The following is a 26,531-nucleotide window of genomic DNA, read 5'->3' as shown; positions in this document are numbered from 1 at the left end:
ATCCAAATGATCCCTACGCTGCGTTTTAGCGGCGTAGGGATTTCAAATAATTTCTTGCCGGGTAGCTGCTCTTGTGCTACGATCAAGGGGAGCAGTTACGCCTTTAAGGAGGTGTAACATATCCTTTGTGCAATCTATACACGGCTGAGTAAGGAGGACGAAGACAAGTATAAAACGGAATCTGAGAGTATCCAGAACCAGAAATCTCTGCTGATCCACTATGCGGTGGAGCGGGGCTGGGACATCTATCACATCTACTGCGATGAGGACTATTCTGGAGCTGACAGCCAGCGGCCGGACTTCAATCGGATGATCGAGGCGGCCAAGGAAAAGAAGTTTCAGATCCTCCTCTGCAAAAGCCAGTCCCGGTTCACCCGGGATATGGAACTGGTGGAGAAGTACATTCACGGCCTGTTTCCCATCTGGGGGATCCGATTCATCGCTGTGGCCGACAATGCTGACACAGAGGTAAAAGGAAACAAAAAAGCCCGTCAAATCAACGGTCTTGTCAATGAATGGTATTTGGAGGACCTGTCCGAGAACATCCGCATGGTCTTTGACATGAAGCGGCGGCAGGGGCAGTACATCGGCGGCTTTCCCATCTACGGCTACCGGAAGGACCCGGACAACAAGGGCCATCTCCTGGTGGACCCGGAGGCGGCGGAGGTGGTGCGGCAGATCTTCCGCTGGTCCCTGGAGGGCCACGGCAAGCAGAGCATCGCCCACATGCTCAACGACCTGGGGGTGGTCAATCCCACCCGGTACAAGGCGGAGCGGGGCTGGGACAGCAACCACTTCTGCAAGCAGGATTTCGGGCTCTGGAACAAGAATACCGTCTGGCGGATCCTCCGCAATGAGATCTACACCGGCGTCATGGTGCAGGGCCGGACCAAAAAAGTCAGCTACAAATCCAAGGCCATCATTGTCATGCCCCGGGACCGCTGGTTCCGGGTGGAGGGCACCCATGAGGCCATCATCGACCGGGAGACCTTTGAGATTGTCCAGCGAAATCTAGACATCCGCTCCCGGGAGGACGGCACCGGCATGGTGCATCCCCTGGCTGGCCTTGTGAAGTGCATGGACTGCGGCAGCACCATGAGCAAGACCTCCAACGGGAAAAAGGGGAAAGCGCAGGTATATTATCTTCGCTGTAAGCTTTATGCCGACAGCGGGACGCAGAAGCTGTGCACCCGCCACTCCATCCGGCTGGACCGGCTGATAGAACTGGTTTCCCAACGCATCCGGGACTACATCGGGGCCTACTACCATTTGGAGGAGCTGGAGCTCCCGCCGCCAAAGGACGACCACCGGGAGGCCCTGCTGCTGGAGCAGCGCACCCTGAGCGCCCAGCTGGAGAAGCGGAGCACGGCCCTGAAAAACCTGTACCTGGATAAGGTTTCCGGTGTGCTCAGTGAAGGACAGTTTGTGGAGCTGAACCAGGACTTCCTGGAGGAAAAGAGCCGCCTGGAGCGGCGGCTGGCCCAGATCGATCAGGAGCTCTCCGGTCAGGAGCAGCCCCGCAATCAGGAAGAGGTCATGGCCAAGGCCCGGGAACTGCTGGAGCTGAAGACCCTCCCCCGGGAGCTGGCGGTGATGCTCATCGAGAAGATCGAGATCGGTGAGCAGGATCAGGAGACGGGGCGGCAGGAGGTCAAGATCCATTGGAAATTCTAAGAAATATGGGGTCCCCGCCGAAGCCCAGCGGCAGCGGGTTCGGTGGAGAGAGGAGCCGCGCCGGAATGAGTGCGCTTTCGCAGCAAGGCGGAAGCGCAGGATATGAAGGCCGCGGCGACGAGGTGTCCTAAAGGGACAATACCCATGTGGTGGAGCCGAAATATCCAGGGGTGGTGGAGCAGTACATCAATCTGGGGAAGTGCTATGACCACAACGGGATGGAGGGACTCCGCACCGCCATTATTTCCTGTATGCGAGGCTACAAGGGGCACTACCAGCGGGCATACCGCTGTCTGGATGCGGCTGCCGAGCTGATGTACGACGTCCGCTCCACCTTGGACTCCGACGCGCTGGAGGAAAAGCTGTCCAAACGCGCCCGGGGCATCCTGGATCGGGAGCTGAAGCCCCGGAAGGGGGCGCCCGCCGGCACGGTGAAACAGCGTTTTCTCGGCGCCGTCACCCACCGCGGGCAGATGTGCCTCTGGGGGACAGTGGAGTGCCAGTGCCAGCGGATCTATGAGCTCTCCGACCGGTATGGCTTGGCCCACCGAATGCTGGCCCATCTGCTCTCGGGTGCCCTGAAGGCAGGCTATGATGTGGTGGCCTGCCCCTCTCCCATGGCGCCGGACCGGCTGGAACACCTGCTCATCCCCCAGCTCTCCCTGGCCTTTCTTTCCTCCTCCCCGGCGCACCCCTACCCCGGCAAGGCCTATCGTCGCCTCCTTCTGGACAACGCCGTCTCCGCCGATCTGCTCCGCCGCAGCAGGCCCCGGCTGCGCTTCTCCCAAAAGATCACCAGCGCCCTGATGGATGAGGCCGTGGATTCCCTCTCCCAGGCCAAGGCCATGCACGACGACCTGGAGGCCCTCTATCACCCCTATGTCAACTTCGAACTGGTAGACGAGACCGCCCTCGCCATTGCTGCGGAGCTCTCCCTCCTTTGAAAGCTGTTTTCTACAGCAAAGCGGCACGCCGTCCCAGATGGCGTGCCGCTTTGTTATGGTGGTCCTATAAAAAGGGGGCCCATCCCTCAGATCTTCTCTCCTACCACTTGGGCCTTGATCAGGTTGGTGGTCCCGCTCTGCCCGATGGGCACACCGGCAGTGATCACCACTGTATCCTCTGCGGACACCACCTCTTCCTTTCTGGCACACTCCACACACAGGGAAAGCAGGCGGTCTGTGGAGTCCACTGACCCGAACAGGAATGGGTGGACACCCCAGGTAATGGCCAGCTGGCGGCGCACCCGCTCCGTAGTGGTGAATGCGGCGATGGTGCAGCCTGGGCGGAAGCGGGAGATCACCCGGGCAGAGTTTCCCGACTGCGTGGCCACTAGGATGGCCTTCGCCTCCAGATCCAGTGCCGTGGTGCAGCAGCTGTGGCTGATGGCATCGCTGATGGGGCGTTCCGCCCGCTTGGAGAACCCCATCTTCTGGAACCTGCCCCAGTAGTTGATGGCCTGCTCCGCCGCCAGCACAGTGTCCGCCATGGTGCGCACAGCCTCCAGGGGATATTTGCCCGACGCGGTCTCCCCAGAGAGCATGACGCAGGAGGTCCCATCGAATACAGCATTTGCCACGTCGGAGACCTCCGCCCGAGTGGGTCTGGGGTTTCTCATCATGGAGTCCAGCATCTGGGTGGCCGTGATGACCGGCTTCCCCTGGTGAATACACTTGGCGATCATCTCTTTCTGGAGCACGGGCACCTGGCAGGCAGGCACCTCCACCCCCAGGTCTCCCCGGGCCACCATCAGCCCGTCTGAGGCCTCGATGATCTCGTTCAGGTTGTCCACACCCTCCAGGTTCTCGATCTTGGAGATAATCCTGATCCCCTGTCCACCGTGCCGGCACAGTTCCTCCCGGATATCCTCCACATCCTCCGCCTTGCGGACAAAGGAGGCCGCCACATAGTCAAAGTCCTGCTCCACCGCGAACCGGAGGTCCTCCCGGTCCTTTTCCGTCAGCGCCGGCAGATGAATATGTACGTTGGGGATGTTGATGCTTTTGTTGTTGGAGAGAACGCCCCCGTTCTCCACCTCACAGTGGATTTCCGGCCCTCTCACCTCTTTGACCAGCAGATCCACCAGTCCGTCGTCCACCAGGATGTGGCAGCCGGGCTCCACTTCGTTTGCCAGGTTCTGATAGGTCACTGACACCCGTCCGGCATCGCCCTCTACCTCTTCCGTGGTCAGGATGAAGGGGGCGCCCCGTTCCAGGCTCACCGGGCCGTCCCGGAAGGCCTTGATGCGGATCTCCGGGCCCTTCGTGTCCAGAATCGTGGCCACCGGGCGCCCCAGCTCATCCCGCACCCGCTTCAGCTTTTGCAGCGTGGCCAGCTGGGACTCGTGCGTGCCATGGGAAAAGTTGAATCTTGCCGCGTTCATGCCAGCCAGAATCAGCTGGCGCAGGGTCTCCTCATCGTCCACAGAGGGCCCCAGTGTGCATATGATCTTTGTCTTTCTCAATTCAGGCATAACTGTTACCTCTTTCCCTGTTTCCTTGCAATTGTCTCGCTTCTTCTGCCCCCTATCATACTACATTTTTTGCCGTTTGAATATTTGTTTTCTGTTAAAATCCCGGGGAACGGGGCGCGGTGCGGCGAGAAAAAACTGCGGCTGCTATTTTCGAAATCAGACAGTTTAGACAAATCAGCGTTTTCCTCTTGACGCACTCCGGTTTTCTGCGTATAATATTTAAGCACATATCTCAGCGCAGCAAAATGATGTTTTATTCCGTGTGCGCCGTCTGCCCGCCTCCAGAGCCAGTCATCCCAGACAGGGCCCAGACGTTTCTGATACGCTGGAATAGCTCAGTCGGTAGAGCAGCTGATTCGTAATCAGCAGGTCGCGTGTTCAAGTCACGTTTCCAGCTCCAAAACACCCCGCAAACATACTCGTTTGCGGGGTGTTTTTGCGCCCTTTTGCGGGATACATCAGGGCCTTGGCCCACAAGCTGAAAGAAGCGGAAAGCACTGGAGAAAAGGGATTTTCCTTTTCTCCGGTGCTTTTCCTGTGCTCACATGACATGCGTCATAAAACTGCCCATCTTCTCCGCCGCCTGCTCCTGCACCAGCAAATCCACCGCTTCTTGGGGGATGGAGATTTTTCGGGCATAGGTCGCTGTCTTGGGCCGAGTCACCTTGATCCCTCCGCCCTGGACGACCCACTTGGATACCAACAGTGCTTTGCGCTCCACCTCCAGATTGCTCCAGAGCAGGGCGGCCAGTTCGCCTTTCCGCAGGCCGCTGATTCGTTCCACAAAGAACACAGGGAGCATCCAGCGGGTATCTGCCTTCCTTGAGGCAGGCGCAATGTCCTTTTGCTACAGTTCTTACTGCATCATTGCAAATGGATATCAGGAAGAGAGCCTTCCTTTAAATATTTCGATATATTTTACAAAGAATTTACCGCAGTGCGGTAGCTGAAAAAGCTTTGCTGATATACGATATGTTTCTGGCCCGGTCATAAAAGAAGCATTAAGGAGAAAAACAAGCTGAGCTTGTGCGCGAAAAGCCTGCGGGTGATGGAAAGGCCATCGCCATGATGCTGCATTTCAGCAGCCTCACCACAGCCAGGTTTCAACTGATGGTCACGCTGTTGAAACTTGCCTGGCAAAACCAGAATTTCCTGGAAGTCTGGCGGTGTGCTCCCGCTGTATTCTGTCGAAAATGCCCTCTGAGGCTCGGCCCAGATTGGGCCGAGCCTCAGAACACAATACAAAGATTAGGGCGCTGGGAAGGAAATGGTTCAAACAGTACATCTATCTGCCGCCCAATCTTTCCTCCGGTCTGCTGTCCATCATTACTGCGGGGAAGCGTGTACCTTTTATTGGGTGCGTTTGCAAAAGGTGCACGCCTTGCCCGCATCATTGACAGAGTAGCCGACCATGGTAATCAGCTGTGATCTGCATCAAAAAAATTCAGTATTTATTACAAATGGACCACTAATATTTTGTAATAACACGCACTTAAAAAACTTGGACCATGTAAATTTATTACAAAGCGAGGAGCAGGAAAATGCAACATGACATACAGGTTTTAGACCGAGTGAAAAGCGCTTATGCTACCCTGCGCCCCTCGGAGCAGCGGGTGGCAGACCAGGTGCTGGCTGATCCGGAGAAGTGCACCCGGTGCACCATCGCAGAACTGGCAGACCAAGTACAGGTAAGCCAGCCAACGGTGGTCCGGTTTGTGCAGGCGCTTGGCTTTGACGGCTAAAGGACGCATGACGAATAACAATCCGGCAATAGGTATCATGGGTATAGCGGATATGTTCTTGATAGGCTTCGTATTCAGTCATGGAAAATCCCCCTTTCTTCGATTATGGGAAAGGGCGGCAGCACTTTTTGCTGTCGCCCCTTGATTACCCACCAGCAAGGACAGGCGGGGCTGTCAACAGTGGGCGCAGCCCATTTACTTGCCGTTGACTGGCTCGGCTGGGTTTGCTACTTGTAGTATTATTTGATTATCGGCGTAATGTTTAATGTAAATTGAAATGCACCATGTTATGAATTGTGCAAGCGGCACGCTAATCCAAATTGCAAAGCCTTCACAAAACTCGATTTGTGGCAAAAAGACAAGTAAGATTGCAATAATAACAGGCTCGGCATAAACAAGCAGATAGGAAAGTGATGTTTTCTCTGTTGCATACAAATATGAAGTTGTAATACGCACATACGCCAAACATAATACTGTAATCAAAAATAGCGGTAAATAACTTGCTACATTTTGATTTGTTTCTATCGACGCACCAAACAAAATCCCGATATGATCACGAAGAAGAAAAACAATCGTCATACAGGCAAATGCAATAACTCCGCTTACCACATATGCCAGCTTTCTCATTATTTTCAATGTGCTTAACTGTCCCTCGCCATAATATCTGCTGACAAGAGGTTGGCTTCCGTCTCCAACTCCTTGTAACAGAAGATAAACTATTGCCATAATATAAGCAATGCAGCCATATACGGCAACTGCCTGTTCTCCGCTATGAAGCATTAAGCTACGATTCATTAAAATTGTTGTTATCTGACAGGAAAAAGTCAAGCCAAAAGGAGAAAGAGAAACTTTTAAGATTTCTGTCATATAGGGTAAAAATTTTTCTGCCGGAAAACAGAAGCCGATATTTTTTTTAATCAAATATCCAACTGCAAGTATCACGGTAACTCCTTGTCCGGCAATGGTCGCCCATGCTGCGCCTGCCATACCTTGCCCGTATTCCCAAATAAACAGGTAGTCTAAAATGATGTTGGTTATAAATCCTGCTATCATAGTGAACATGGCAAATGATGAACCGCCTAAATTACGAACGAATGGCACAAGTCCTGTCGCAAAAATTTGAAATGTTGCTCCAAAAGCAATTACACGAACATAATCTCTCATCAACTCACGGATTTCTCCCTCTGCTCCAAACAAATGAATCAATGAAGAAATTCCTCCTAAAATAGCGATGGTTAAAAATAGGCTAAATGCTGTAAGCAAAAATACTGTACTTGTAAAACATTCTTTTTCTTCTTGCTGCTGTTTTTGCCCTTTGAGTATTGCATACCGGATTGCTCCTGCCAGCCCTATTCCTGTTCCAACAGCTTGGATGAAAGCGGCAATAGGATATGCTAAATTAATGGCAGCCAAACCATTATCTCCCAGACTGTTGCCTACAAAAAAGCCATCTACTATTGTATATACGCCAGAAAGCGCAAAAGCCATAACAGATGGAATAACAAACTGTAAGAAAGTTTTCTTATGATTCATTTTCCATCTCTCCCTTTCTGAACAGTTGGATAAATTGTGTTAAGGTGTCATTCATCTCTGTAATCCTTTCTATCCCTATCTCATTCATTACCTGTAATTCTTTTTTTTGAAGTTTTTTCATAATTTTATCAGTAACCCTTTTTCCCTTGGGAGTAAGCCGTATTTCTTTGTTGCGTTTATCTTCTGGAATAGCAGACATTTCTACAAGCCCTTTTTCTATAAAATCTTTTAATATGGTATTAACTGTCTGCTTAGGGATATACCACTTCTGACTGATTGATTTTTGGGTGCAAACTTCGCTGTTATCATAAAATGAGTAGATAACTAAAAGGCTGTTTGATGAAAGACCTTGTGCTTTTGCCCATTCTTCATAGATGGCATTGCTTTCTTTCCAAAGTGTATAGTATCGTTGCAGTTGTTCTAATATCTCATTTCCAGTATCCATAATTTCCTCCTAAAATTAGTACGGTATCGGACTTATTTATATAATCGTCCGATGCCGTACTAATGTCAAGCATATTTTAAGAAATAGTGGGGAGCCGTCTATGAAATTCCTGTTTGTTACTTTACCGCACATGAGCATTGGGGCAAGTCACGTATTTATCAATTGTTAACAATGGAAGAGAGAACAGGCGGCCTACAGGCGACACCAGCTCTTGGACAGCCGCGTTTGTCCTGAAGTAAAGAGAGTATTTTAAATCTCTCCATGGAAAATTTCGACCTGCCCCGTTTGGTCAATGCTTTAGATGAAGCGATTCTGGAGGATAGTTGCCAGTTATAATCTTCAACTGCCTGCCCAGCAGCAAAAAAGCCACCGAAAAATGATTCTCAGTTGCAACCATCTACCTTAGAGGGGTCATATCACATTGCGCTGTTTTACAAAGTGTTCGGACGAAGTCACGCCAAGTCGCAGTATAGGAATGTCAAGATCCATGGGTGCAGGTGTTGTCAGCAGAAAAATGGCGGCCGTAGTTCCGGCGGTGATCCCCTCCACTGCCCATTTCACCACATCGGCGGAGCGGGCAGCGGACAAAGGGATATCCGGAAGTTGGAGGCGGCGGGCTGATCGATACTCTCATGCTGGCAGGGGACAGCCCCCTCGCCAGTCTGGTCAGCAAAGCCCTGAACCGGCGTTCACCACCGCCGCGGGCTCCTTCCGGAAAGTATGGAAACTGACCGAGCAGATCAGCTAACGCGGCCTGTCAACGAGTCAGTTGACAGGTCTTGATGATTTCAATATACTGATAGGCAGAAGGAGGGTTCGGTATGGACTTTCAAAGCTATTTCCCGGTTTGGAACAAGCTGACACCGGCTCAGCAGGAACGCATCCTTGGCAGCCTGATGGAGCGCAGGGTAAGCAAAGGGACCGTGATCCACAATGGAAGCATGGACTGCACCGGCCTTCTGTTGGTGAAGTCCGGCCAGCTTCGGGCCTATATTCTCTCCGACGAGGGGCGCGAGATCACCATCTACCGTCTGTTTGACCGGGATATGTGCCTGTTTTCCGCCTCCTGTATCATGCGTTCCATTCAGTTCGAAGTGACCGTTGAGGCGGAAAAGGACACTGACCTTTGGGTAATACCTTCCGAAATTTATCAGAGCATCATGGAAGGATCTGCGCCTGTTTCCAACTATACCAACGAACTGATGGCCTCTCGCTTCTCCGATGTCATGTGGCTCATGGAGCAGGTCATGTGGAAGAGTCTCGACAAGCGTGTAGCCGCATTCTTGTTGGAGGAAGTGTCTATCGAAGGGACCAGCCATCTGAAAATCACCCATGAGACCATTGCCAATCACCTGGGTTCCCATCGGGAAGTGATCACCAGAATGCTTCGATATTTTCAGAATGAGGGGATGGTCAAGCTGTCCCGCAGCAGCATCGAGATCACCAATGCCAAAAAGCTGGAAGAATTGAACGGTCAATAATAAAATGTCCGCCGAGTTGAACACAAGGCGGACATTTTCAGCTTTCTATCTGATTTTCAGCAGCTAACGCCCAGCTTTTTCCACAGCGGCTTTGAAGGCGTCGTCTGTTGCAGGTCGATCCAGCCTGACAGATGCTGTTTTGTCCTCCAGACTGACGGACTCTTCCGCAATACCGGGCAGTTCTGCCGCACACCGCTCCACTCTGGTGGACCAGTGCATACCGGTAATATCAAACTGTTCTCTTTGCATAGCAGCCCCTTTTTCTGTCTGTATCCCTTTGCAGGATCATATATGAGTTTGATTTACTGATCCATATTGCAATCTGCTTCTGAGGCTGCCACTTACCACAGCCTTACGACTCGTCAGGTCCTTGCCATGCCGTCCACGCTCAGCACAACGCCGGTGATGTAGGACGCCTCATCGGAGGCCAGGAACGCAAATGCGTTGGCAATATCCTCCGGCTGGCCCAGGCGGCGCAGCGGGATCCTGGCGATCATAGGCTCGATGACCTCCTTGGGCACCGCTTTCATCATATCAGTCTCCGTAATCCCAGGAGCAACCGCGTTCACACGGATGCCCTTGGGTCCCAATTCGCGGGCCAGCGATACGGTCAGTCCATTCACCGCAAATTTGGATGCGGGATAGGCAAAACCGCTGGGCTGACCGGAGATGCTGACCATTGAGGACGTGGAAAGGATCACGCCCGTCCCCCGTGCCACCATACACTCTGCTGCGGCGCGGGTGGTATTGAATACGCCCTTTACGTTCAGATCCATGACCTTATCAAAGGTCTCCTCTGTGTATTCCATAAATGGGGTGCTTTCGGAAACGCCTGCGTTATTGACCAGGATATCCACACATCCATACTTCTCAGTGGCAGACCTGAACGCTTCCCGCACAGACTCCAGACTGGCCAGATCAGGGCTGATGCCGGCGATGATCGCATCAGGATATTTTTCTTTCAGCCGTTCAACCGCCTTTTCGGCAGAGGCTTGTGAACTTGCGGTCAGGATGACCCTAGCACCTTCTCTCAGGAACTTATCCGCCGTAGCATAACCAATGCCGCGGCTGCCTCCGGTGATGATCGCCACTTTATCTTTCAGCCTCATGGGAAGTGCCCCTTTCTGTTTTGATTTTCCCCTCAGTGTACAGAGGGTATGCTCATATTTTACCTAAAGAATACCGGCCGTTCCGTGATGACATCACACTTTGCTGTTCCGCGCCTTGCAGACCAGTTGGGTCATGGTCCCCATAGGGCAGTACACACACCAGCTGCGGGGTTTGAACAGCACCATGGTGATCAGGCCAAGAACAGTGGAGGTCAGCATCACGCTGTAAAATCCAAAGGCGAACTGCGCCACGCCGGGATGGAGGAATGTTCCGTGATAGCCCCACTGCCAGGGCAGCTTGAACGTCCACAGCAGCGTCACCACCTGCTTTAAGTCCTGTGCTTCCGCAAACACCAGATAGGTGTTCCAGAGCATCACAAAGAACATGGCAAAAAAGAATACCAGAAATCCATATCGGAATCCTTTGCTTTTCATCCACTTTGGAATGTCCTTTCTGCGGGAGAGACCGAAGCGGCCCCCCAGCAGGCCAAACAGCTGCCCTCTGCCGCAGTAGCGGTTGCAGTAGCCTTTTGTTCCTTTCACAGCGGAGATGATCAGCGGGATAAAGAAGCAGAAGAGCCCCAACCATGCAAACAGGATATTGAAAAAGCCCAAGATCAGATAGGTCAGAGAAACGACCCAGAGATGATCATACCAATGTCTTTTCATCTTTCCACCTCCCGGATCTCGACAACGCTGGCGGGACACTCTTTCGCGCATTTCCCGCATCCCACGCAGTTGTCCATATTCACCTGCGCCATTATGCCCTTCATAATCTGAATCGCTCCCAAAGGACAGACTTTCACGCAACAGCCACAGGCAACACAGTCCTCCTGCACAACAAAGGCTTTTCGTTTCTTTCTGATAGCAGACATAAGCACCCTCCCGTCATTGATCGGCATCATTATACCGGAGAGATCCACTTTCTTCCGTGATGATATCACCTTTTGAATATAGAAAAAGCCACGCTCTCCTGATGGAAAGCGCGGCTTTGGCAGTTTGCAGTTATTTGTCCATTCCACAGCTCATGGCTCTTTCAACCAATGCCCGGTCGTTTGTTACCGCATCATAGAAGCGGAACCCTCCGGCGAAGTTATAGGCTTCGTGGCCGTTGGCTTCCAGAATGCGGCAGGCAATATAGCTGCGCAAGCCGCTCTGGCAGGTCACATATACAGGCTTACCCGGCTCTATCTCATCCAGCCGGTCCCGCAAGTCATCCAGCGGAATATTACCGAATCCTTCCATATGGCCCCCAGCGTATTCGTCCGGGGTCCTGACATCCAGCAGGATCGCACTTCCATCCCTTGGAAGATGGTCAACGTCCTCCAGATACCACTGCTTCATGGTACCGTTTGCAATATTGTCGATCATGAATCCCGCTATGTTCACAGGGTCCTTGGCGGAGGAGTAAGGAGGTGCATAGGCCAGATCCAGGTTTTTGAGCTGAGTTGCTCTCATGCCTGCATGGATGGCGGCAGCCAGCACATCGATCCGCTTGTCCACACCCTCGTAACCTACGATCTGAGCGCCCAGCAGGCGGCAGGTCCCCTTCTCAAAGACCACCTTCATGGTCATCAGCTTTCCGCCGGGGTAATAACCCGCGTGGCTCATGGGGGACAGGATCACTTTGTCCACATCCAGCCCCGCCTTTTTTGCATTGGTCTCGTTGATGCCGGTAGTGGCGGCAGTTATATCAAATACCTTGATGACGCTGCTTCCCTGAGAACCCAAATAGCGGCTGTCGCCGCCGCAGATATTGTCCGCAATGATGCGCCCCTGCTTGTTGGCGGGACCGGCCAGGGAGATCAGGGTATCCTCGCCGGTGACATAGTGCTTCACCTGTACCGCATCGCCCGCGGCATAGATGTCCGGCACAGATGTCTCCATCCGGTCGTTGACCACAATACTGCCCTTGATCCCCAGTTCCAGACCAGCTTCTTTCGCGAGAGCGGTGTCCGGCGTGATGCCGATGGCCAGCACCACCATATCCGCATGAAGGGGAGCGCTGTCCTTCAGCAGCACATCCACACCGCCGTCCTTTTCCTCAAAGCCTTCCACGGTATATCCCAGGGCCAGCTTCACACCGTGCTTGCGTGCCTCTGCGTGGATAAAGGATGCCATATCCGCTTCGAAGGGATTCATCAGCTGCTTGGGGCGCTGGACGATAGTGACATCCATGCTGAGCTCCCGCAGATTTTCCGCCAGTTCCAGACCAATAAAACCGCCGCCCGCCAGAACGACAGACTTGGGGTTATGCTTATTGATGTGATCTTTGATCCGGAAGGTATCCTCCACGGTGCGCAGAGTGAACAGATTCTCCAATCCAACGCCGGGGAGGCGGGGTTGAGCGGGCTTCGCACCAGGGGACAGGATCAGCTTGTCATAGCTCTCTTCGAATTCTTCTCCGGTCTCCAGATTTTTTACCGATACCGTTTTCCTGTCCGGGTGGATAGCCTTCACCTCGTGGCGGACCTTCATGTTCACACGGAACCGGGCGAAAAAGCTCTCCGGTGTCTGAAGGGTCAGTTCTTCAGGGGCAGTGATCACATCTCCGATGTAGTAAGGCAGACCGCAGTTAGCGTAGGAAACAAAGCCTGAACGCTCGAACACCACGATCTCAGCCTGCTCATCCAGTCTGCGGAGCCTTGCCGCGGCTGTGGCTCCGCCTGCCACACCGCCTACGATCACGACTTTCATATTATCGTTCCACCTTTCCCGCATAAGCTGCAATGCCGCCGATGTTGTTTACATTGCGATATCCCATACGCCGCAGCAAGCCGGCAGCCTGACGGCTCCGGGCGCCAGAGTGGCAGTAGACATACAGTGCCATATTTTTATTTTCTGCGACAGAGGCCACCTTGTCAAGAGCCTGAAGCGGAACGTTTTTGCTGCCGGGGATATGGCCGTCTCTGTATTCTTCAGAGGTACGGACATCCAGCAGGACAGCACCGGGCGTGGCCAAATATTCCTTTACACCCTGATCGATATCGGCTTGCTGGAAGAGATCGAAGAACCCCATCGTCATCCCTCCCTACAGCATCCCAAGAATTGCATTCTTGGGTCTTGCACCTATAGCCTGATCGACGATCTTTCCGTTTTTCATGACGACCAAGGTAGGAATGCTCACCACACCAAACCGGCTCGCCAGCTCCGGCTGCTCGTCCACGTTCACCTTGCCGACCTTGATATCGTTGCGCTCCCGGGCGATCTCCTCCACGATGGGGACGACCATGCGGCAGGGACCGCACCAGGGAGCCCAGAAGTCCAGCAGAACGGGCTTGTCGGAATTCATCACTTCACTCTGGATGTTGTTCTGATCGATATTGATAGCGGACATATTCAGATCCTCCTTCTTGTTTCTTTATGGCTCTATCATAGCCAGATCCCGGCTGCATTTCCGTGATGACATCACTTAACGCGGGATTCTGCTCTCCAACTGCCAGCATCTTCTGAGTCGCTTCCGCCATGGCACTGTGCTCATGCTGCCGGGTGGAACGGACTCTCTGCCGGCCTTCTCTGACATTCAAAAAACTTCGTGACCAGAAAAGGGCACCACGCCTGTGGGAGAAATACAGGAGAGAATAAAAGCCGCAGGGAAACGTCGTGACGACTTGCCCTGCGGCTGTCCTTGATCCAGCATCGAAACAGAAGGAGGGCGGGGCGGCTGTGCCGTCCCGCCCTCCTATTCATGCAGGGGCGATTTACTTTACTTGGTCAGGCTCTCCACAAAGCGCATGAGGATGGTGGCCACCTGCGCCCGGGTTGCGCTGCCCTGAGGGGCCAGCAGGCCGGCATCTGTACCGGAGATTAGGCCCTCGCCCACGGCCCAGCGCACAGCCTCCAGGGCGTAGGCGCTGACGCTGGCGCTGTCCCCGAAGGAGGACAGGGAGCTGCCCCCAGCGGGACTGCCCGCATAGCGCCACAGCATGGTGGCAAGCTGCTCCCGGGTGATGGAACCGTCTGGATCAGAGCCGTCAGAGATGCCGTTCTCCCTGGCCCATTCCATGGCCTTTTCATACCACACAGCCCCGCCGGTGGTGTCCTGTCCGTCAAAGCGGGCCAGAACAGTCATCAGCATGGCACGAGTCATGGGGTTGTCGGGGGTGAAGGCGGTGTCACTGGTACCAGAGAACAGCTCATGGGCAGTGGCGAAGTTGATGGCGTCCTTCGCCCAGTGGTTCCGAGTGTCATCAAAATTCCTGCTGCGGTCCACCAGCACCAGTTCAGCGGAGCCGGCCAGCTTGACGGTCATCCCCGCCTTAGTGGGGACGGACAGCTTCACCACCTCGCCGGTGTCCGTGTCCACGGCCACAGTGCCGCAGTCCACGTCGGCGGGGATGATCACAACGGCCTCGCCCACGGACTTTGGGACGGTGATCTCAGCAGTCACATCCTCGCCCGGCTCATCCACGGTCTTGATCTTGACACCGTTTTTGGTTGTCTCGGTGGTGGTCACAGTGCCGTCCTTCTGGGTCTCCACCACTAGGATGGAGCCGTCCTGGAACTTGGTGGTCTCAGTGACGGTGCCGGTTTTCTTGTCTGTGACAGTGGTGGTTTTGGAGCCGTCCCTGTTGGTGGTGGTCTCCGCGGTAGTGCTGCTGCTGGAGCCGCCGCCACCGCCGGAGGAGCGGCGGGAGACGGTCACGGTGCATTCGCTGCTCCCTGCGGTGTAATTGTTCGTTTCAGCACAGGATGCGGTAAAGGTGTACCTGGCATCCCTGTTGTCCAGCTTGACAGATACGGTCCCATCCGTCAGAGTCAAAATCTTGGCCTCGCTGCCTTGGTCATCAGTCTGGGTGACGGCCACAGTGCTGTCCGCGGGGGCGGCCTTGACTGTCAGTTCCACAGTACCGCCGCCGCGAAGCTCGGCTTTGTCGGAAGAAATGGTGATGGCGGGGACAGCCTTGGCGATCTTCACAGTCACATTGCCGGTCACATCGTTGTGGTTGGCCTTGGCAGCCCTGTAATAGACGGTATATTCTCCTGCGTCGGTAAAGGTGGGATTCGTCTCGCTGTACGTGCCGTTCTCCGTGGTGGAGTAAATCACAGCCGCGCCCTCTGCCGTTACAGTGATGGAGTGCGGCTGGCCGTCATAAGTGCCGTCGTAGCCCTGAGCGGTGACAGAGAAGTCGGCGTTGCGGATGGTGATCTTTGCAGACGCGCTTGCACTGCCATAGTTGTCCGTTTCGGCCAGAGTCGCCTTGGCATAGTAGATGCCCGCGGCAGTGGGAGCGGTTTCAGACTCATCCTTGGAACAATCTTCATCGGTATAATACCGGATGGTGATGGTACCATCTGTAATCGCATTGCCCGCGCTGGTCTTGGCCGCAGCAGTCATCGCATATGCAGTGCCATAGGTCACAGATACGTCGGACATTGCAACAGTGGGGGCGTTGTCCCTGGTGATCTGGAATGTGACCTCGGCGGAATCGTTTCCGATCGTAACGGTGACCTTTGCCTCACCAACATTGATGTTACTGGAATAGGAAACTCTATACTGGCTGTCCGCGATCACATCTCCGGTAGTGCTGTTTCTGACAACAACAGCGGGCTCGATGGCCGTACCAGTGTAGGTTTGATCTTGGATCACATCAACAGAATAACTGCTGTCCTCACCGATCTCCTTTGTCCAGAGGGCATACAGCATAATGTCGCTGGTATAGTCTTCTGCGCCCAAAGATGTAATTTTTGGCCCGGTGAAGCTGCTGTCCGCAAACCAGCCGCCGAAAACACAGCCTTCGCGGGTAGGAGCAACAAGATCCGTCACGGTACCATAGGTGTGTTTATCAGGTGCATTCACACCAGCAACGCCACCGTTCAGTTCATAGATAATTTTGTACTCGTTTGGTGCCCAGATAGCATTGGGACCGCCCCTAGCCGCATCGCTGCTAAAGGAGTCGGAGAATGTATAGGGGTTTTCCCATAGATAGCCTTCTTGCCCAACATAGTTCGTTGCCCAGCGGTCAATGTGATAGCCTGTCAGTTCAAAACCGCAGACTTCTGTAAAATCAACAGTTTCTCCGACAAGTCCAAGAACCGTATAGCGTATGTCGTTGATAGGCTGGTTTGTATCTGGAGAAATAGACCTCAGGGTTAGGCTCAGAGCTTTATGTAAAACCGCAGTGTTTCCTGCCCTTCGCAACACATAATCCGCATTTTCAGCAGGTTCGTATTTAATGCATGAGTAATTATCTTCGGTTACACCAGAAGCAACCACAGTACCATTGTTCACATCCACGTCATTTACATTCCAGGTCAAACCGATTTGCGATGATTGGGACAAATTACTCAAATCCGTCGTTGATGTGACAGTCGCAACATACATATTGGCCCCAGCCAAAGAAGATTGATTATCCTGAATGGTAGTTGTCCCTGAAATCGTTGCAGTTCCACCCGCATTTTTATTGGGACCGCTTATATGTACTCCTCCACCATGACCGGTTATCGATTTATTGTCAGTAATAACGCAGTCCAACAGGTTCAGAACAACACCCGGATTTGCTTGAATACCGCCGCCGTTTGCAACGGTACCGCTTCCTTGGGCCCCACAGGAATTTCCTTGAATGGTACAGTTGGCAATAGACACGGTAAGACCTGTTGTGATCTGGATGCCGCCGCCAGAGTCCTTTGAGCAGTTGTTCTTGATCTCTCCGCCGGTGATGCTAAGCTGATTGTTCGAACCGTTACTAAAGTAAATGCCACCGCCAAGGAGGTTTTTTTCACCAATGACAGCTTCATTATAGGACACAGAACCACCACTCATTGTAAAGTGGCTGGCTGAGCCAACCTGAATTCCACCGCCGCTGACTGCGGTGTTGGACGAAATATCAGCCCCATCTTCGATCTTCAAGTCACCAGAGCCCACTTGAATACCACCGCCACCTGCAGATGAGGTATTTTCACAGACAGCAGATGCAACGGTCATATCGAGATGAGTATGTCTTTGGGATTCATCGTCTCCCTGATCAACCCCGCCATAAATGCCACCTCCGCCATTTGCTGCTCCGTTATCGCAGATGGTGCCGCCATACATGTAAAATCCAATATAATAATCATCCGGAGTATCAGATACCTGGGCATTTGCACCGCGAGTCATCAGACCTACGCCGCCGCCAAAGGCGCGGCCTTCACCGCCACTCACAGCGGCAACATTTTGAGAAATCTCTCCTCCGTTCATAATGAATGTGCCATTTTCATAAACAGCAACACCGCCCCCCAAGGAATCGCTGTTGCCCGTGCGATTTGTTCCGCTTGTGACTTTGGAGTAATTTGTATTTGTTACAGCATTATTTTTTACAGAGGAACCCTCGTTCATTGTCAGTGTGCCGCCATAGACGGCGATACCTCCACCCATGTTATAGTATCGAGGAAGGTCATAGGTTTGTCCACTCTCTTCATAGGTCGTATGATCGTAAGCATTGTCCTGAGTGCTGGTATGGTTGTTGTTTTGGACTACTGCACCATTATCCAGCGTTACCTGACCGCCCTCGATCCGAATTGCAGCCTCATCCGCGGCCAGCCCAACAGCAGTTTCACCAGTCCACGTTGCGCCACCGTCAATAGTAATATCCTTTAAGGTCAGTTCTGCTCCAGCCGGCACAGAAATCAGTTCTCCCTGATAGCTTTGATCGCGCTTGATGGTGCCGCCGCCAGAGATGGTTACATTACCAGAGATGGTCACTTTTGCACCGATAGTCAAGGTCTCACCTTGGTTAACAACGAGATTTTCAGACAGTGTTGTCTCATCGTCCCATATTCCGTTATTCGCTATATTATCCGCAGGATAGAGAAGCCCGATCACGGAATTGATGGTTTCATCGTTTTCCACATCAAGGCCGTATTCCTCGGCATAGGCGTAGATCTCGGAGATTTGGTCGCTGATCCTCTCCACCTGCTCCTCGTCCTCCGGATCAATATCAGCTGGGTCAGGCAGAGCCGCGATCAGCGCCGTAAGCTGTTCCTCCGCCGTGGGGCCGACAGGTTCTCCCTGTTCACCCGCCGGCTCCTGCTGCTCATCAGCAGGAGCCTCATAGGTACAGGCGGTATAGTCCGCCGTGCAGATGGGGCAGTCCGTGTTCACGGTCTCCCCGGTACAAAGGGACTCGCAGATGCAGGCCGGCTCTTCCGGCCCGGCCGCCTCCTCCACCGGAGGCTCACCGTGGACCTCTCCAGGCTCCTCTGTGACCACGGCAGGAGCCACATTCTGCGGTCCCTCCGCCGCCAGCGCGCTCACAGGCATCAGCGATAATACCAGTACCAGCGATAAGAAACTTGACAATATCCGTTTTTTCATTTCTCGTTCCTCCTGTTACGATTTTCCAGACCGGGAATTAGAGCTGACCGGCCCCATTTTATTCCCATTCTTCCAGCGTCCGCCGACAGCGTTCCAGCCGTTTGGGGCTGACTTTCCCGGCGCAGACGGGAACAGCCGCACTTCTGCGGCCCCGCCCTGGAATAAATGGCGGCCTTCCAGATATGACCGTTGGGACACTCCCGCCAAGCCATCCGGCGGCTTCCCGCTGTCACGTGCTCCGGGGTTAGGTCGGGGGACGCACCACTGGGCGGCCACCTCTCGGGCCAGTAAGTACGCCAGTTCTTCTGTCTCCTGCCATAGGACCCCTCTCTTGGCGTCAGCGTCCTGTTTTTGACCGGTGCCCACTGGGTCAGCAGGACCAGCTCATCCCGCTCCGCGCAGTAGTCGTAGAGAGTCATTCGCAATATTTATCGCCTCCAATCTTTTTAGAATTCCCATTCTGTCCCATCGTTTGCTATATAGGCCATACAAAGAGAGATAGAGCGAATGAAAAGCGTCTTTTCCTGTTCTAAAAACAGGTAAAAAGCCGTAGCAAGGAAAGCCGCAAAAATATTCCATTTTGCGGCTCATATTTTTGTGCCCAAAAGCAGGTCCTGCTCTTGCTCTTTTGAAAAGAAAGTGGTAATATTTACATGGAATATGTAATTCTGGCAGTTTTATATTTACAGCAAATGAGACAGAATGGGAATTTCGACTTTATGATACAAGTCCCAGTCGGTCCAGCTGCCGCTGGTGTTCCGCCCCGGAGGTCAGGAGGTAGATGCGGGTGGTCTCGAGGCTGGAATGGCCCAGCACATCCGCCAGCTTCACGATGTCACGGCTGGCCCGGTAAAAGGCCGCGGCGAACAGATGGCGAAGGTTGTGTGGAAAGACCTTGCTGGCCGCGACCCCCGCCGTCTTGCACAGCCCCTTCATCTCCGCCCAGATCTGACGGCGGCTGAGGGGCGTCCCGTTTCTGGTGAGAAAGATCTCGCCGGAAGCGGTTTTTTGCTGTTTGGCGTATTTCAGCAGCTTGCGGCACAGCTTGCTGGGGATGAGGATGGTGCGGATCTTGCCTTTCAGGGCGACCTCCGCCCGGCCCGCTCTGGCCGCCTCCACGGTAATATACTGCACCTCGCTGACCCGGATGCCGGTGGCGCAGATGGCCTCCATCAACAGAGCCAGCCGCGTTTTGTTCTGCGCCTTTGCCGCAGCGGTGAGGGCGTTGTAGTCGGACCGGGTCAGGTCCCGGCTGTCATCCCGGAACATCCGCCGCTGGACCTTGAGAAACTTCACCCGGCAGTCCCCGAAGCCCAGAAAGTCCAGCAGACTGTTCAGGGCGGAGAGCATGGCATTGACGCTGGCGGGGGCGTAGCCCCGCTCCACCAAATGGGTCTTCCACGCCGCCGTCCGTTCCTTGGTGATCTCCCGCCCCTCCAGCCAGCGGGCGAAGGCCCGGACGTCCCGCAGATATTTCTCTACGGTGGCGGCGCTTTTTTCTTCCAGCCGAAGATGGTCCGCATACGCCTGGATGTGTTCCAATGCTGGTCTGTGTTCGCTCATGGTACTCCTCCTTGATGGTTCTATATGGCTATTTTACGGGTAAAGCAACGCCCACAGCGGCAAATACCTCTGTGGGCGTTCCGATACTGTCCTGCTTGCCGTGCTGACAGCTTGCCACTGACAGAGGGAACCTATGCGCTCGGCTGACGGTTTGACTTTGGGCGGTCACCGACACTTCGCCGCTCATGAGGCACATGCAGGCTTTTTCCATCTGCTTGGTCACACAAAAGCCCTCCATCCAGGTGGAAGCCGGTACACTGCGCAGCGCTTTATATTCCCGTTCGCTCATGTCAAAACCTCCGCAGGCCGCATTTGAGCGGCCGGTTTTTGATTTTTTTCTTCACTCCCCGTTTACTTTCATAGATTAGCCTGTTAAAATATAAAAGAGCGCGGCAGGACCTTGTTGGGCCGCCGGGAGGCAAGATTTTCTCTGGAGAAGGAGCACCCAATATGTCTAAATTTTTAGAGAAGGAATCCAGCGACACTCTGTACCGAGCCATCGTGTCTTTACAGGACGTGGATGAGTGCCGCCGCTTTTTTCAGGATCTGTGCACCGTGTCCGAGCTGAAAGCCATGGAGCAGCGGATGGAGGTAGCCATGCTGCTGGACCAGGGGCTGATATACAGTGACATCCTGGAGCGCACCGGCGCCTCCAGCGCCACCATCAGCCGCGTCAACCGCTGTCTTCACTACGGCGCCGATGGCTATCAGGCCGTCATCCCCCGTCTGAAGGAGCGTCAGGAATGAACAGCTATGGATTTCTGGCCGGCTGCTACGATGAGTTCACCACCGATGTGGACTACGCCGCCTGGGCCGAATACATCCAGCGCCACTTTGAACGGGCGGGCCTGCCCGGCTCCACTGTGCTGGATCTGGCCTGCGGCACCGGCTCCCTTACCCGCGAGCTGTCCCTGCGGGGATATGAGATGATCGGGGTGGACCTCTCCCCCGACATGCTGGCCCAGGCCGCAGAAAAGAACCGGGATGCGGAGGGGATCGCCCCCATTTTTCTGTGCCAGAGCATGGATCAGCTGGACCTGTATGGCACCATCGACGCCTGCGTGTGCTGTCTGGACAGCATCAACTATGTCACCGACCCCAAAAAGCTGCGGAGGGCCTTTCAGCGGGTCCACCTGTTCCTCATGCCCGGCGGGCTGTTCCTCTTTGACGTCAACACCCCCGCCAAGCTGGAGGGCCTGGATGGCCAGGTCTTTCTGGACGAGACGGAGGACGCCTACTGCGTCTGGCGGGCAGAGTATTCCCGCCGCCGCCGGGTCTGCTCCTACTTCATGGATATCTTCCGCCTGGAGGAGGAGAGCGGCCTGTGGGAGCGGGGAGAGGAGCTCCACGAGGAGCGGGCCTACACGCCGGAGGAGCTGACCAGCTATCTCCGCGACGCCGGGTTCACCCAGATCAAGCAATATGGAAATCTGAAGCACCGTCCCCCCAAGCCTGGGGAGGACCGCATCTTCTTCACCGCACGAAAGGAAGTCTGATCATGTCCGACCATATCATCCGCGCCATCACCGCCGACGGCTCGGTCAAAGCTGTCGCCATCACCGGCCGGGACCTGGTGGAGCGTGCCCGCACCATCCACACCCTGCTCCCCGTGGCCACCGCCGCCCTGGGCCGCACCCTGCTGGCCGCCTCCATGATGGGGGATATGCTGAAAGAGGACAACGGCGCTCTCACCCTCCAAATCAAGGGCGGCGGGCCCCTGGGCACCATTCTGGCTGTCTCCGACTGCGGCGGGAACGTGCGGGGCTATGTGCAGGATCCCCATGTAGAGCTGATGGAGAAGGTCCCCGGTAAGCTGGATGTGGGGGCCGCCGTGGGCACCGACGGCAGTCTCACCGTCATCAAGGACCTGGGACTGAAGGAACCCTATATCGGCTCTATCGGCCTGTTCTCCGGGGAGATCGCCGACGACATCGCCATGTACTTTGTGGAAAGCGAGCAGATCCCCACCGCCTGCGCCCTGGGAGTTCTGGTGGACCGGGACCAGAGCGTCCTGGCCGCCGGCGGCTATCTGATCCAGCTGCTGCCCGGCGCAGAGGAGGGCCTGATCGACAAGATCGAGGCCGGCGTTCGCCGGGTGGGCTCTGTGAGCCACGCCCTCTCCCGCGGGCTGGACGCCCAGGGCCTGCTGGAAGAGGTGCTCTCTGACTTTCAGCTGGAGGTCCTGGAGACCCACCCGGTGGAGTACCGGTGCAGCTGCAGCCGGGAGCGGGTGTCCCGAGCGCTGATCAGCATGGGACGTGAGGAGCTCTCCTCCCTCATCGCGGAGCAGGGACAGGCCGACCTGTCCTGTCAGTTCTGCGACAAGGTCTACCACTTCTCAAAGGAGGAGCTGGAGGGGCTGCTGTCCTCTATGTGACACCCCCTCCTATTGGGAAAGGATAAGGGCAGGAGCCCCCACGGGAAACCGTGGGGGCTCCTGCCTGCTTTTTATCTGTTTTCTTCCATGAGGTATTGTTCGATAAAATGGGAGGCCGTCGCCCCGTCCGCCGTGGCGGTCACGATCTGCCGCAGGGGCTTGGTCCGCACATCCCCCACGGCGAAGACCCCCGGCAGCCCGGTGCGGGTCGTCTCGTCAGCCTTGATATACCCCTGCTCGTCCAGTTCCACCTGCCCCCGGAAGAGCTCTGTATCCGGGACCCGGCCAATGGCCACAAAGATGCCCTCACAGGCCAGCTCCCGCCGTGCCCCGGTCCTCACATCCTCCAGTATCAGGCCGCTCACCCGCTTATCCCGCAGGAGCTCCACTGCCCGGCTGTTCCACAGGATCTGGATACCGCTGTCCTTCAACGCGTCCATGTACACCTTCGAGGCCCGCAGGGTATCCCGGCGATGAATCAGATAGACCTCTCTGCACAGCTTGGACAGGTAGAGTGCGTCCGCCACAGCGCTGTTCCCTCCACCCAGTACCGCCACTGTTTTATTTCGGTACATCATGCCGTCGCAGGTGGCGCAGTACGCCACCCCCCGGCCCCGCAGCTCCCGCTCCCCGGGCAGTCCCATCTCCCGTGGAGAGGCCCCGGTGGCCAGCACCACAGCTCTGGCCCGCACCTCCCCCTCACTGGTCTGGATGACCTTGGGAACCGCAGCCAGCTCCACACCAGTCACCTCGGCGAAGCGGGTCTCCACCCCGAAGCGCTCCGCCCCCCGCTGCATCTTCTCCCCCAGCTCGAAGCCATCCACTCCCCCTTCGAACCCTGGGTAGTTGTCCACCTGTCCGGTGGTTGCCATCTGTCCCCCAGGGGACAGCTTCTCCAGCACCACCACTGAAAATCCGCTGCGGGCGCAGTACAGCCCAGCGGTATATCCCCCCGGCCCTCCGCCGATAATCGCTACATCATAGAGCTTCTGTTCCACCTTGTGACCCTCCTCTCATTTCTGTGCAGGCAGGGCTCCTCAATCCTCTATCGCGCCCTGCCCCTTCAGCCACTCCAGGATCGCCGCTTTGGAGGCCGGGTTGATGAGCTGCTCGCTGGCCTGCCCTCCCCGGAACAGGATCAGGGTGGGGATGGTCTCCACTTCATATTTCTGCGCCAGCACCTGAGCGTCGTCCACGTTCAGCTTGGCCACTGTCACCCGCCCCGCCAGTTCCTGCTCCAGCTGCTCCACTGCGGGGCCCAGCCGGCGGCAGTAGCCGCACCAGGGGGCCCAGAAATCCACCAGCACCGGCTGGTCAGCCTCCAGCGCCTCAGCCTGAAAATTGTTTAAGTTCAGCTCCAACATGATCGTTTCCTCCTTTGTCGTCGTGTCAGTTTTTGTCTTATACTGTAATTATAATATTTACAGTTTGGATTGTCAACCCGTCCATGGCATTATTTTTACCTCACCCCTACGGTGTGTTCCCATCCCGCAGGGACAGAAACCGTAAAGAGAGACTTCCCCCAGGGACACACCATGAGACTGTGAATTATTTTTTCCGTTTTCCCTGATCTCATGCAAAAGCAGGCGGCAGATCAAAGATCTGCCGCCTGCTTTCTCCTCTTGTCACTGGATCGGCCCGCACTTCAGCGGGACCTGATTGTGCATGGCTTCCAGCACTTCGTAGCGCTCCATCTGGAGGTGCTTGGTCATGTTCAGCGCCTTCTCAATGGGGATCTCCACCAGATGTCCCTCGTTGGTGCCCACGATGCAGTTCATCCGGCCTTCTGCCAAGGCCTTGACCGCAGCATAGCCCATCCGGCTGGCCGTCTCCCGGTCCCGCGCCGTAGGAGAGCCGCCCCGCTGGATGTGTCCCAGCACGGTGACCCGGGGATCGATGCCCACCGTCTCCTGGATGCGCTTGCCGATCTCTACGGCACTGCCCGCACCCTCGGCCACCACGATCATAAAGTGGGTGTTGCCTGCCAGACGGGACTCCCGGATACGCTCCACCACGTCCTTCTCAAAGTCCACATCCCGCTCGGGGATCAGTACGGCGGTAGCACCCACCGCAATGCCCACATAGAGGGCCAGATAGCCCGCATGGCGGCCCATCACCTCCACCACCGAGCAGCGCTCGTGAGACTGCATGGTGTCCCGCAGCTTGTCGATGCACTCGATGGCAGTGTTGCAGGCAGTGTCAAAGCCGATGGTGTAGTTGGAGCAGCCGATGTCGTTGTCGATGGTGGCCGGGATCCCTACCACCGGGATGCCCATCCGGGACAGCTCCAGCGCGCCCCGGAAGGTGCCGTCGCCGCCGATGGCCACGATGCCATCCAGACCCAGCAGCTTACAGGTGGCCACCGCCTTCTTCCGGCCTCCTTCGTTTATAAACTCCTCACTGCGGGCGGTGAACAGGATCGTTCCGCCCCGGTCCAGGATGTGGCTGACGCTGTCACTGTCCATTGGAAAAAAGTCGCTGTTGATGAGCCCATTCCAGCCCCGGCGGATGCCCACGCACTCAATGCCCTTGCCAAGCGCGGTGCGGACCACCGCCCGCACCGCCGCATTCATGCCGGGGGCGTCTCCTCCGCTGGTCAGGATGCCGATCCGCTTTACCATATTTGCCATGGTGCTTTCCTCCTTACGCTCTCCTTCTTCCTCAAGGTCTTTTCATTATGGCATGTCACGCCCCCGGTGTCAAGCGTCCGTCCCTCCCTTACCAGCAACGAGAGCCCATATACATTAAATCCTAAAATTACATTTTGGGAAAAGCAATTAAATTTTCAGCATACTTTTCCGTATATTATAACTGCTCTAGATGCCTTTCCTTGCCGTCTTTCTCGGATTTTGCCTAATCATATTTTCCTATGCTAGTTTAAGAGTGCTGTGAAGGGACCAACGAGATATAACAATACGTACTAAAAAAATCTCTTTACACCCCCTCACCCACCACTCCGCTCGCTATTTCTGATGCCTTGCAAAAATGAAGAAACTCTTCTATTTGTAAAAAGCTATACTTTCAAGAAAATATTTAATCCTATCACACTGGAAATCAGTTGTCAGAATCCAAAACAGTCGTTATAATATGATTACCGAGTATATAGGAGGTAATTATCCATGAGCAAACCGATTTTGGAGGCCAATGCTGTCGTTCCACTATACAGGCAGTTGATGGAAAAGCTGCAGAAAGAAATTACCTCCGGAATATTGAAGCCCGGAGATAGACTGCTCCCCGAAGTCGAAATGGCGAAATATTACCAGGTCAGCGTCATCACCGCACGAAAAGCGATGGATGAATTGGCAGCTCAGGGACTTATTGAAAAGAAACAGGGGAAGGGCACCTTTGTGACTTCCCCTAAATATGGCCGGGATTATACACATATTCAAGGCTTCTCTGAATCCTGTCTTGCACGCGGGCTTAAACCAGGCGCCAGGCTGTTGCAGAAGGAAATCGTTGCTCCAAAGTCCAGTATTCTGGAGAGTCTTGGCCTGGATGAGAATTCCCAGACTGTAAAAATTGTCCGGCTTAGATATGTAAATGACGAGCCTATGGTAATTGAGACCAGCTATTTTCCACTGGACTATGCTTTCCTGCTGCAAGAGAATCTGGACGGGTCGCTTTTCCAGGTCCTGCGCGAGAAAAAAGACTTGGTCATAGACGGCTCAAAAAAAATCGTTGAGATCTGCCGGGCTACCACCGAGGAGGCTCGTTGGCTGAAATTGCGGAAAAATGCACCTTTGCTCCTGGTCCGCAGTGTGGCATTCGGCAACGCCGGCCAGCCTGTATATGTATGCATGCAGGTTATCAATGGTGAACGTTTCCAATTGATTTTGTGATA

General features: G+C 54.8%; 28 protein-coding genes and 1 tRNA gene. 9 read left to right on the top strand and 20 right to left on the bottom strand.

Features of this window, described 5'->3' with window-relative positions; genetic code table 11:
• Window positions 1-120 precede the first annotated feature (120 nt).
• On the top strand, window positions 121-1,674 hold the full coding sequence (locus tag BN1969_RS07195) for a recombinase family protein (protein ID WP_077138723.1): 1,554 nt from the start codon (window positions 121-123) through the stop codon (window positions 1,672-1,674).
• A 146-nt stretch (window positions 1,675-1,820) separates the two neighbouring features.
• Window positions 1,821-2,618: a hypothetical protein gene (locus tag BN1969_RS07190; protein ID WP_077138722.1), complete on the top strand. Its 798-nt coding sequence runs from the start codon at window positions 1,821-1,823 to the stop codon at window positions 2,616-2,618.
• 86 nt (window positions 2,619-2,704) lie between these two features.
• Here BN1969_RS07190 and pyk read toward each other — a convergent pair whose 3' ends face one another.
• Entirely contained in the window at window positions 2,705-4,147 is a 1,443-nt protein-coding gene (pyk, locus tag BN1969_RS07185; RefSeq protein ID WP_050623679.1) for a pyruvate kinase, read from the bottom strand.
• A 324-nt stretch (window positions 4,148-4,471) separates the two neighbouring features.
• On the opposite strand from pyk, the gene BN1969_RS07180 reads away from it, so the two are divergent.
• A tRNA-Thr gene (locus tag BN1969_RS07180) sits at window positions 4,472-4,547 on the top strand.
• Between the two features lie 141 nt (window positions 4,548-4,688).
• Here BN1969_RS07180 and BN1969_RS07175 read toward each other — a convergent pair.
• Window positions 4,689-4,940, bottom strand: coding sequence for a site-specific integrase (locus BN1969_RS07175; protein ID WP_133248302.1), 252 nt, complete (start codon window positions 4,938-4,940; stop codon window positions 4,689-4,691).
• Window positions 4,941-5,134: 194 nt separating this feature from the next.
• Window positions 5,135-5,287 (bottom strand): hypothetical protein, encoded by a 153-nt coding sequence (locus tag BN1969_RS17880; RefSeq protein WP_154669729.1) that lies wholly within the window; start codon window positions 5,285-5,287, stop codon window positions 5,135-5,137.
• Window positions 5,288-5,688: 401 nt separating this feature from the next.
• Here BN1969_RS17880 and BN1969_RS07170 point away from each other — a divergent pair, with 401 nt between their 5' ends.
• On the top strand, window positions 5,689-5,889 hold the full coding sequence (locus tag BN1969_RS07170; RefSeq protein WP_050623677.1) for a MurR/RpiR family transcriptional regulator: 201 nt from the start codon (window positions 5,689-5,691) through the stop codon (window positions 5,887-5,889).
• 195 nt (window positions 5,890-6,084) lie between these two features.
• On the opposite strand, the gene BN1969_RS07165 is transcribed toward BN1969_RS07170, so the two are convergent.
• Together BN1969_RS07165 and BN1969_RS07160 are read right to left on the bottom strand one after the other, a co-directional pair.
• A complete protein-coding gene (locus BN1969_RS07165; RefSeq protein ID WP_050623676.1) occupies window positions 6,085-7,422 on the bottom strand; it encodes an MATE family efflux transporter in 1,338 nt (445 codons plus the stop codon).
• Window positions 7,412-7,867 (bottom strand): MarR family winged helix-turn-helix transcriptional regulator, encoded by a 456-nt coding sequence (locus BN1969_RS07160; protein WP_050623675.1) that lies wholly within the window; start codon window positions 7,865-7,867, stop codon window positions 7,412-7,414. Before BN1969_RS07160 ends, BN1969_RS07165 begins: the two co-directional genes overlap by 11 nt.
• 821 nt (window positions 7,868-8,688) lie before the next feature.
• Between BN1969_RS07160 and BN1969_RS07155 the strand changes: the two genes are divergently transcribed.
• Window positions 8,689-9,348, top strand: coding sequence for a Crp/Fnr family transcriptional regulator (locus BN1969_RS07155; RefSeq protein ID WP_050623674.1), 660 nt, complete (start codon window positions 8,689-8,691; stop codon window positions 9,346-9,348).
• 63 nt (window positions 9,349-9,411) lie between these two features.
• On the opposite strand, the gene BN1969_RS17875 is transcribed toward BN1969_RS07155, so the two are convergent.
• The 12 genes from BN1969_RS17875 to BN1969_RS07095 all read right to left on the bottom strand — a co-directional run bounded on the left by BN1969_RS17875 (window position 9,412) and on the right by BN1969_RS07095 (window position 20,602).
• Window positions 9,412-9,597, bottom strand: coding sequence for a heavy-metal-associated domain-containing protein (locus BN1969_RS17875; protein ID WP_077138721.1), 186 nt, complete (start codon window positions 9,595-9,597; stop codon window positions 9,412-9,414).
• 113 nt (window positions 9,598-9,710) lie between these two features.
• Window positions 9,711-10,457 carry an SDR family NAD(P)-dependent oxidoreductase gene (locus tag BN1969_RS07150; RefSeq protein WP_050623673.1) on the bottom strand — a complete coding sequence of 249 codons (747 nt, stop codon included), beginning with the start codon at window positions 10,455-10,457 and terminating at the stop codon, window positions 9,711-9,713.
• Between the two features lie 93 nt (window positions 10,458-10,550).
• Window positions 10,551-11,126, bottom strand: a complete 576-nt coding sequence (locus BN1969_RS07145) for a hypothetical protein (RefSeq protein WP_050623672.1) — start codon at window positions 11,124-11,126, stop codon at window positions 10,551-10,553.
• Entirely contained in the window at window positions 11,123-11,479 is a 357-nt protein-coding gene (locus BN1969_RS19170) for an ATP-binding protein (protein ID WP_461375058.1), read from the bottom strand. The genes BN1969_RS07145 and BN1969_RS19170 overlap by 4 nt, the downstream gene beginning before the upstream one ends.
• Entirely contained in the window at window positions 11,463-13,154 is a 1,692-nt protein-coding gene (locus tag BN1969_RS07135; RefSeq protein ID WP_050623671.1) for an FAD-dependent oxidoreductase, read from the bottom strand. The genes BN1969_RS19170 and BN1969_RS07135 overlap by 17 nt, the downstream gene beginning before the upstream one ends.
• A gap of 1 nt (window position 13,155) precedes the next feature.
• On the bottom strand, window positions 13,156-13,476 hold the full coding sequence (locus BN1969_RS07130) for a rhodanese-like domain-containing protein (protein ID WP_050623670.1): 321 nt from the start codon (window positions 13,474-13,476) through the stop codon (window positions 13,156-13,158).
• Window positions 13,477-13,488: 12 nt separating this feature from the next.
• On the bottom strand, window positions 13,489-13,794 hold the full coding sequence (gene trxA / locus BN1969_RS07125) for a thioredoxin (RefSeq protein WP_050623669.1): 306 nt from the start codon (window positions 13,792-13,794) through the stop codon (window positions 13,489-13,491).
• On the bottom strand, window positions 13,754-13,924 hold the full coding sequence (locus tag BN1969_RS17870) for a hypothetical protein (protein WP_154669728.1): 171 nt from the start codon (window positions 13,922-13,924) through the stop codon (window positions 13,754-13,756). Before BN1969_RS17870 ends, trxA (BN1969_RS07125) begins: the two co-directional genes overlap by 41 nt.
• Before the next feature lie 239 nt (window positions 13,925-14,163).
• Entirely contained in the window at window positions 14,164-18,750 is a 4,587-nt protein-coding gene (locus tag BN1969_RS17505; protein ID WP_082203534.1) for an S-layer homology domain-containing protein, read from the bottom strand.
• Window positions 18,747-19,169, bottom strand: a complete 423-nt coding sequence (locus tag BN1969_RS19070) for a zinc-ribbon domain-containing protein (RefSeq protein ID WP_050623665.1) — start codon at window positions 19,167-19,169, stop codon at window positions 18,747-18,749. The genes BN1969_RS17505 and BN1969_RS19070 overlap by 4 nt, the downstream gene beginning before the upstream one ends.
• A 298-nt stretch (window positions 19,170-19,467) precedes the next feature.
• The gene (locus tag BN1969_RS07100; protein ID WP_050623664.1) at window positions 19,468-20,313 is read right to left on the bottom strand and encodes a tyrosine-type recombinase/integrase; all 846 of its coding nucleotides are present in this window, start codon (window positions 20,311-20,313) and stop codon (window positions 19,468-19,470) included.
• A gap of 28 nt (window positions 20,314-20,341) precedes the next feature.
• Window positions 20,342-20,602: a hypothetical protein gene (locus BN1969_RS07095; RefSeq protein ID WP_050623663.1), complete on the bottom strand. Its 261-nt coding sequence runs from the start codon at window positions 20,600-20,602 to the stop codon at window positions 20,342-20,344.
• Window positions 20,603-20,763: 161 nt separating this feature from the next.
• Here BN1969_RS07095 and BN1969_RS07090 point away from each other — a divergent pair, with 161 nt between their 5' ends.
• From BN1969_RS07090 to hslO, 3 genes are read left to right on the top strand one after another with little or no spacing between them, the layout of a single operon-like run.
• Window positions 20,764-21,060: a YerC/YecD family TrpR-related protein gene (locus BN1969_RS07090; RefSeq protein WP_050623662.1), complete on the top strand. Its 297-nt coding sequence runs from the start codon at window positions 20,764-20,766 to the stop codon at window positions 21,058-21,060.
• Window positions 21,057-21,809 carry a class I SAM-dependent DNA methyltransferase gene (locus BN1969_RS07085; RefSeq protein ID WP_050623661.1) on the top strand — a complete coding sequence of 251 codons (753 nt, stop codon included), beginning with the start codon at window positions 21,057-21,059 and terminating at the stop codon, window positions 21,807-21,809. Before BN1969_RS07090 ends, BN1969_RS07085 begins: the two co-directional genes overlap by 4 nt.
• A gap of 2 nt (window positions 21,810-21,811) precedes the next feature.
• On the top strand, window positions 21,812-22,690 hold the full coding sequence (gene hslO, locus BN1969_RS07080) for an Hsp33 family molecular chaperone HslO (protein ID WP_050623660.1): 879 nt from the start codon (window positions 21,812-21,814) through the stop codon (window positions 22,688-22,690).
• 71 nt (window positions 22,691-22,761) lie between these two features.
• Here the strand turns inward: hslO and trxB are convergent, their stop codons facing one another.
• From trxB to pfkA, 3 genes are all read right to left on the bottom strand, one after another.
• Complete coding sequence (gene trxB, locus BN1969_RS07075) at window positions 22,762-23,688, bottom strand: thioredoxin-disulfide reductase (protein ID WP_050623659.1); 927 nt, start codon at window positions 23,686-23,688, stop codon at window positions 22,762-22,764.
• 39 nt (window positions 23,689-23,727) lie between these two features.
• A complete protein-coding gene (trxA, locus tag BN1969_RS07070) occupies window positions 23,728-24,054 on the bottom strand; it encodes a thioredoxin (RefSeq protein ID WP_187120335.1) in 327 nt (108 codons plus the stop codon).
• 261 nt (window positions 24,055-24,315) lie between these two features.
• Window positions 24,316-25,320, bottom strand: a complete 1,005-nt coding sequence (gene pfkA, locus BN1969_RS07065) for a 6-phosphofructokinase (protein WP_050623657.1) — start codon at window positions 25,318-25,320, stop codon at window positions 24,316-24,318.
• A gap of 489 nt (window positions 25,321-25,809) precedes the next feature.
• Between pfkA and BN1969_RS07060 the strand changes: the two genes are divergently transcribed.
• A complete protein-coding gene (locus BN1969_RS07060; protein ID WP_242850292.1) occupies window positions 25,810-26,529 on the top strand; it encodes a GntR family transcriptional regulator in 720 nt (239 codons plus the stop codon).
• The last annotated feature ends 2 nt before the right edge of the window (window positions 26,530-26,531 follow it).

Source organism: Clostridium phoceensis (assembly GCF_001244495.1).
GTDB lineage: Bacteria > Bacillota > Clostridia > Oscillospirales > Oscillospiraceae > Lawsonibacter > Lawsonibacter asaccharolyticus.
Note: the sequence above shows the minus strand (reverse complement) of the source record. Positions and strands in the feature narration are given on the sequence as shown.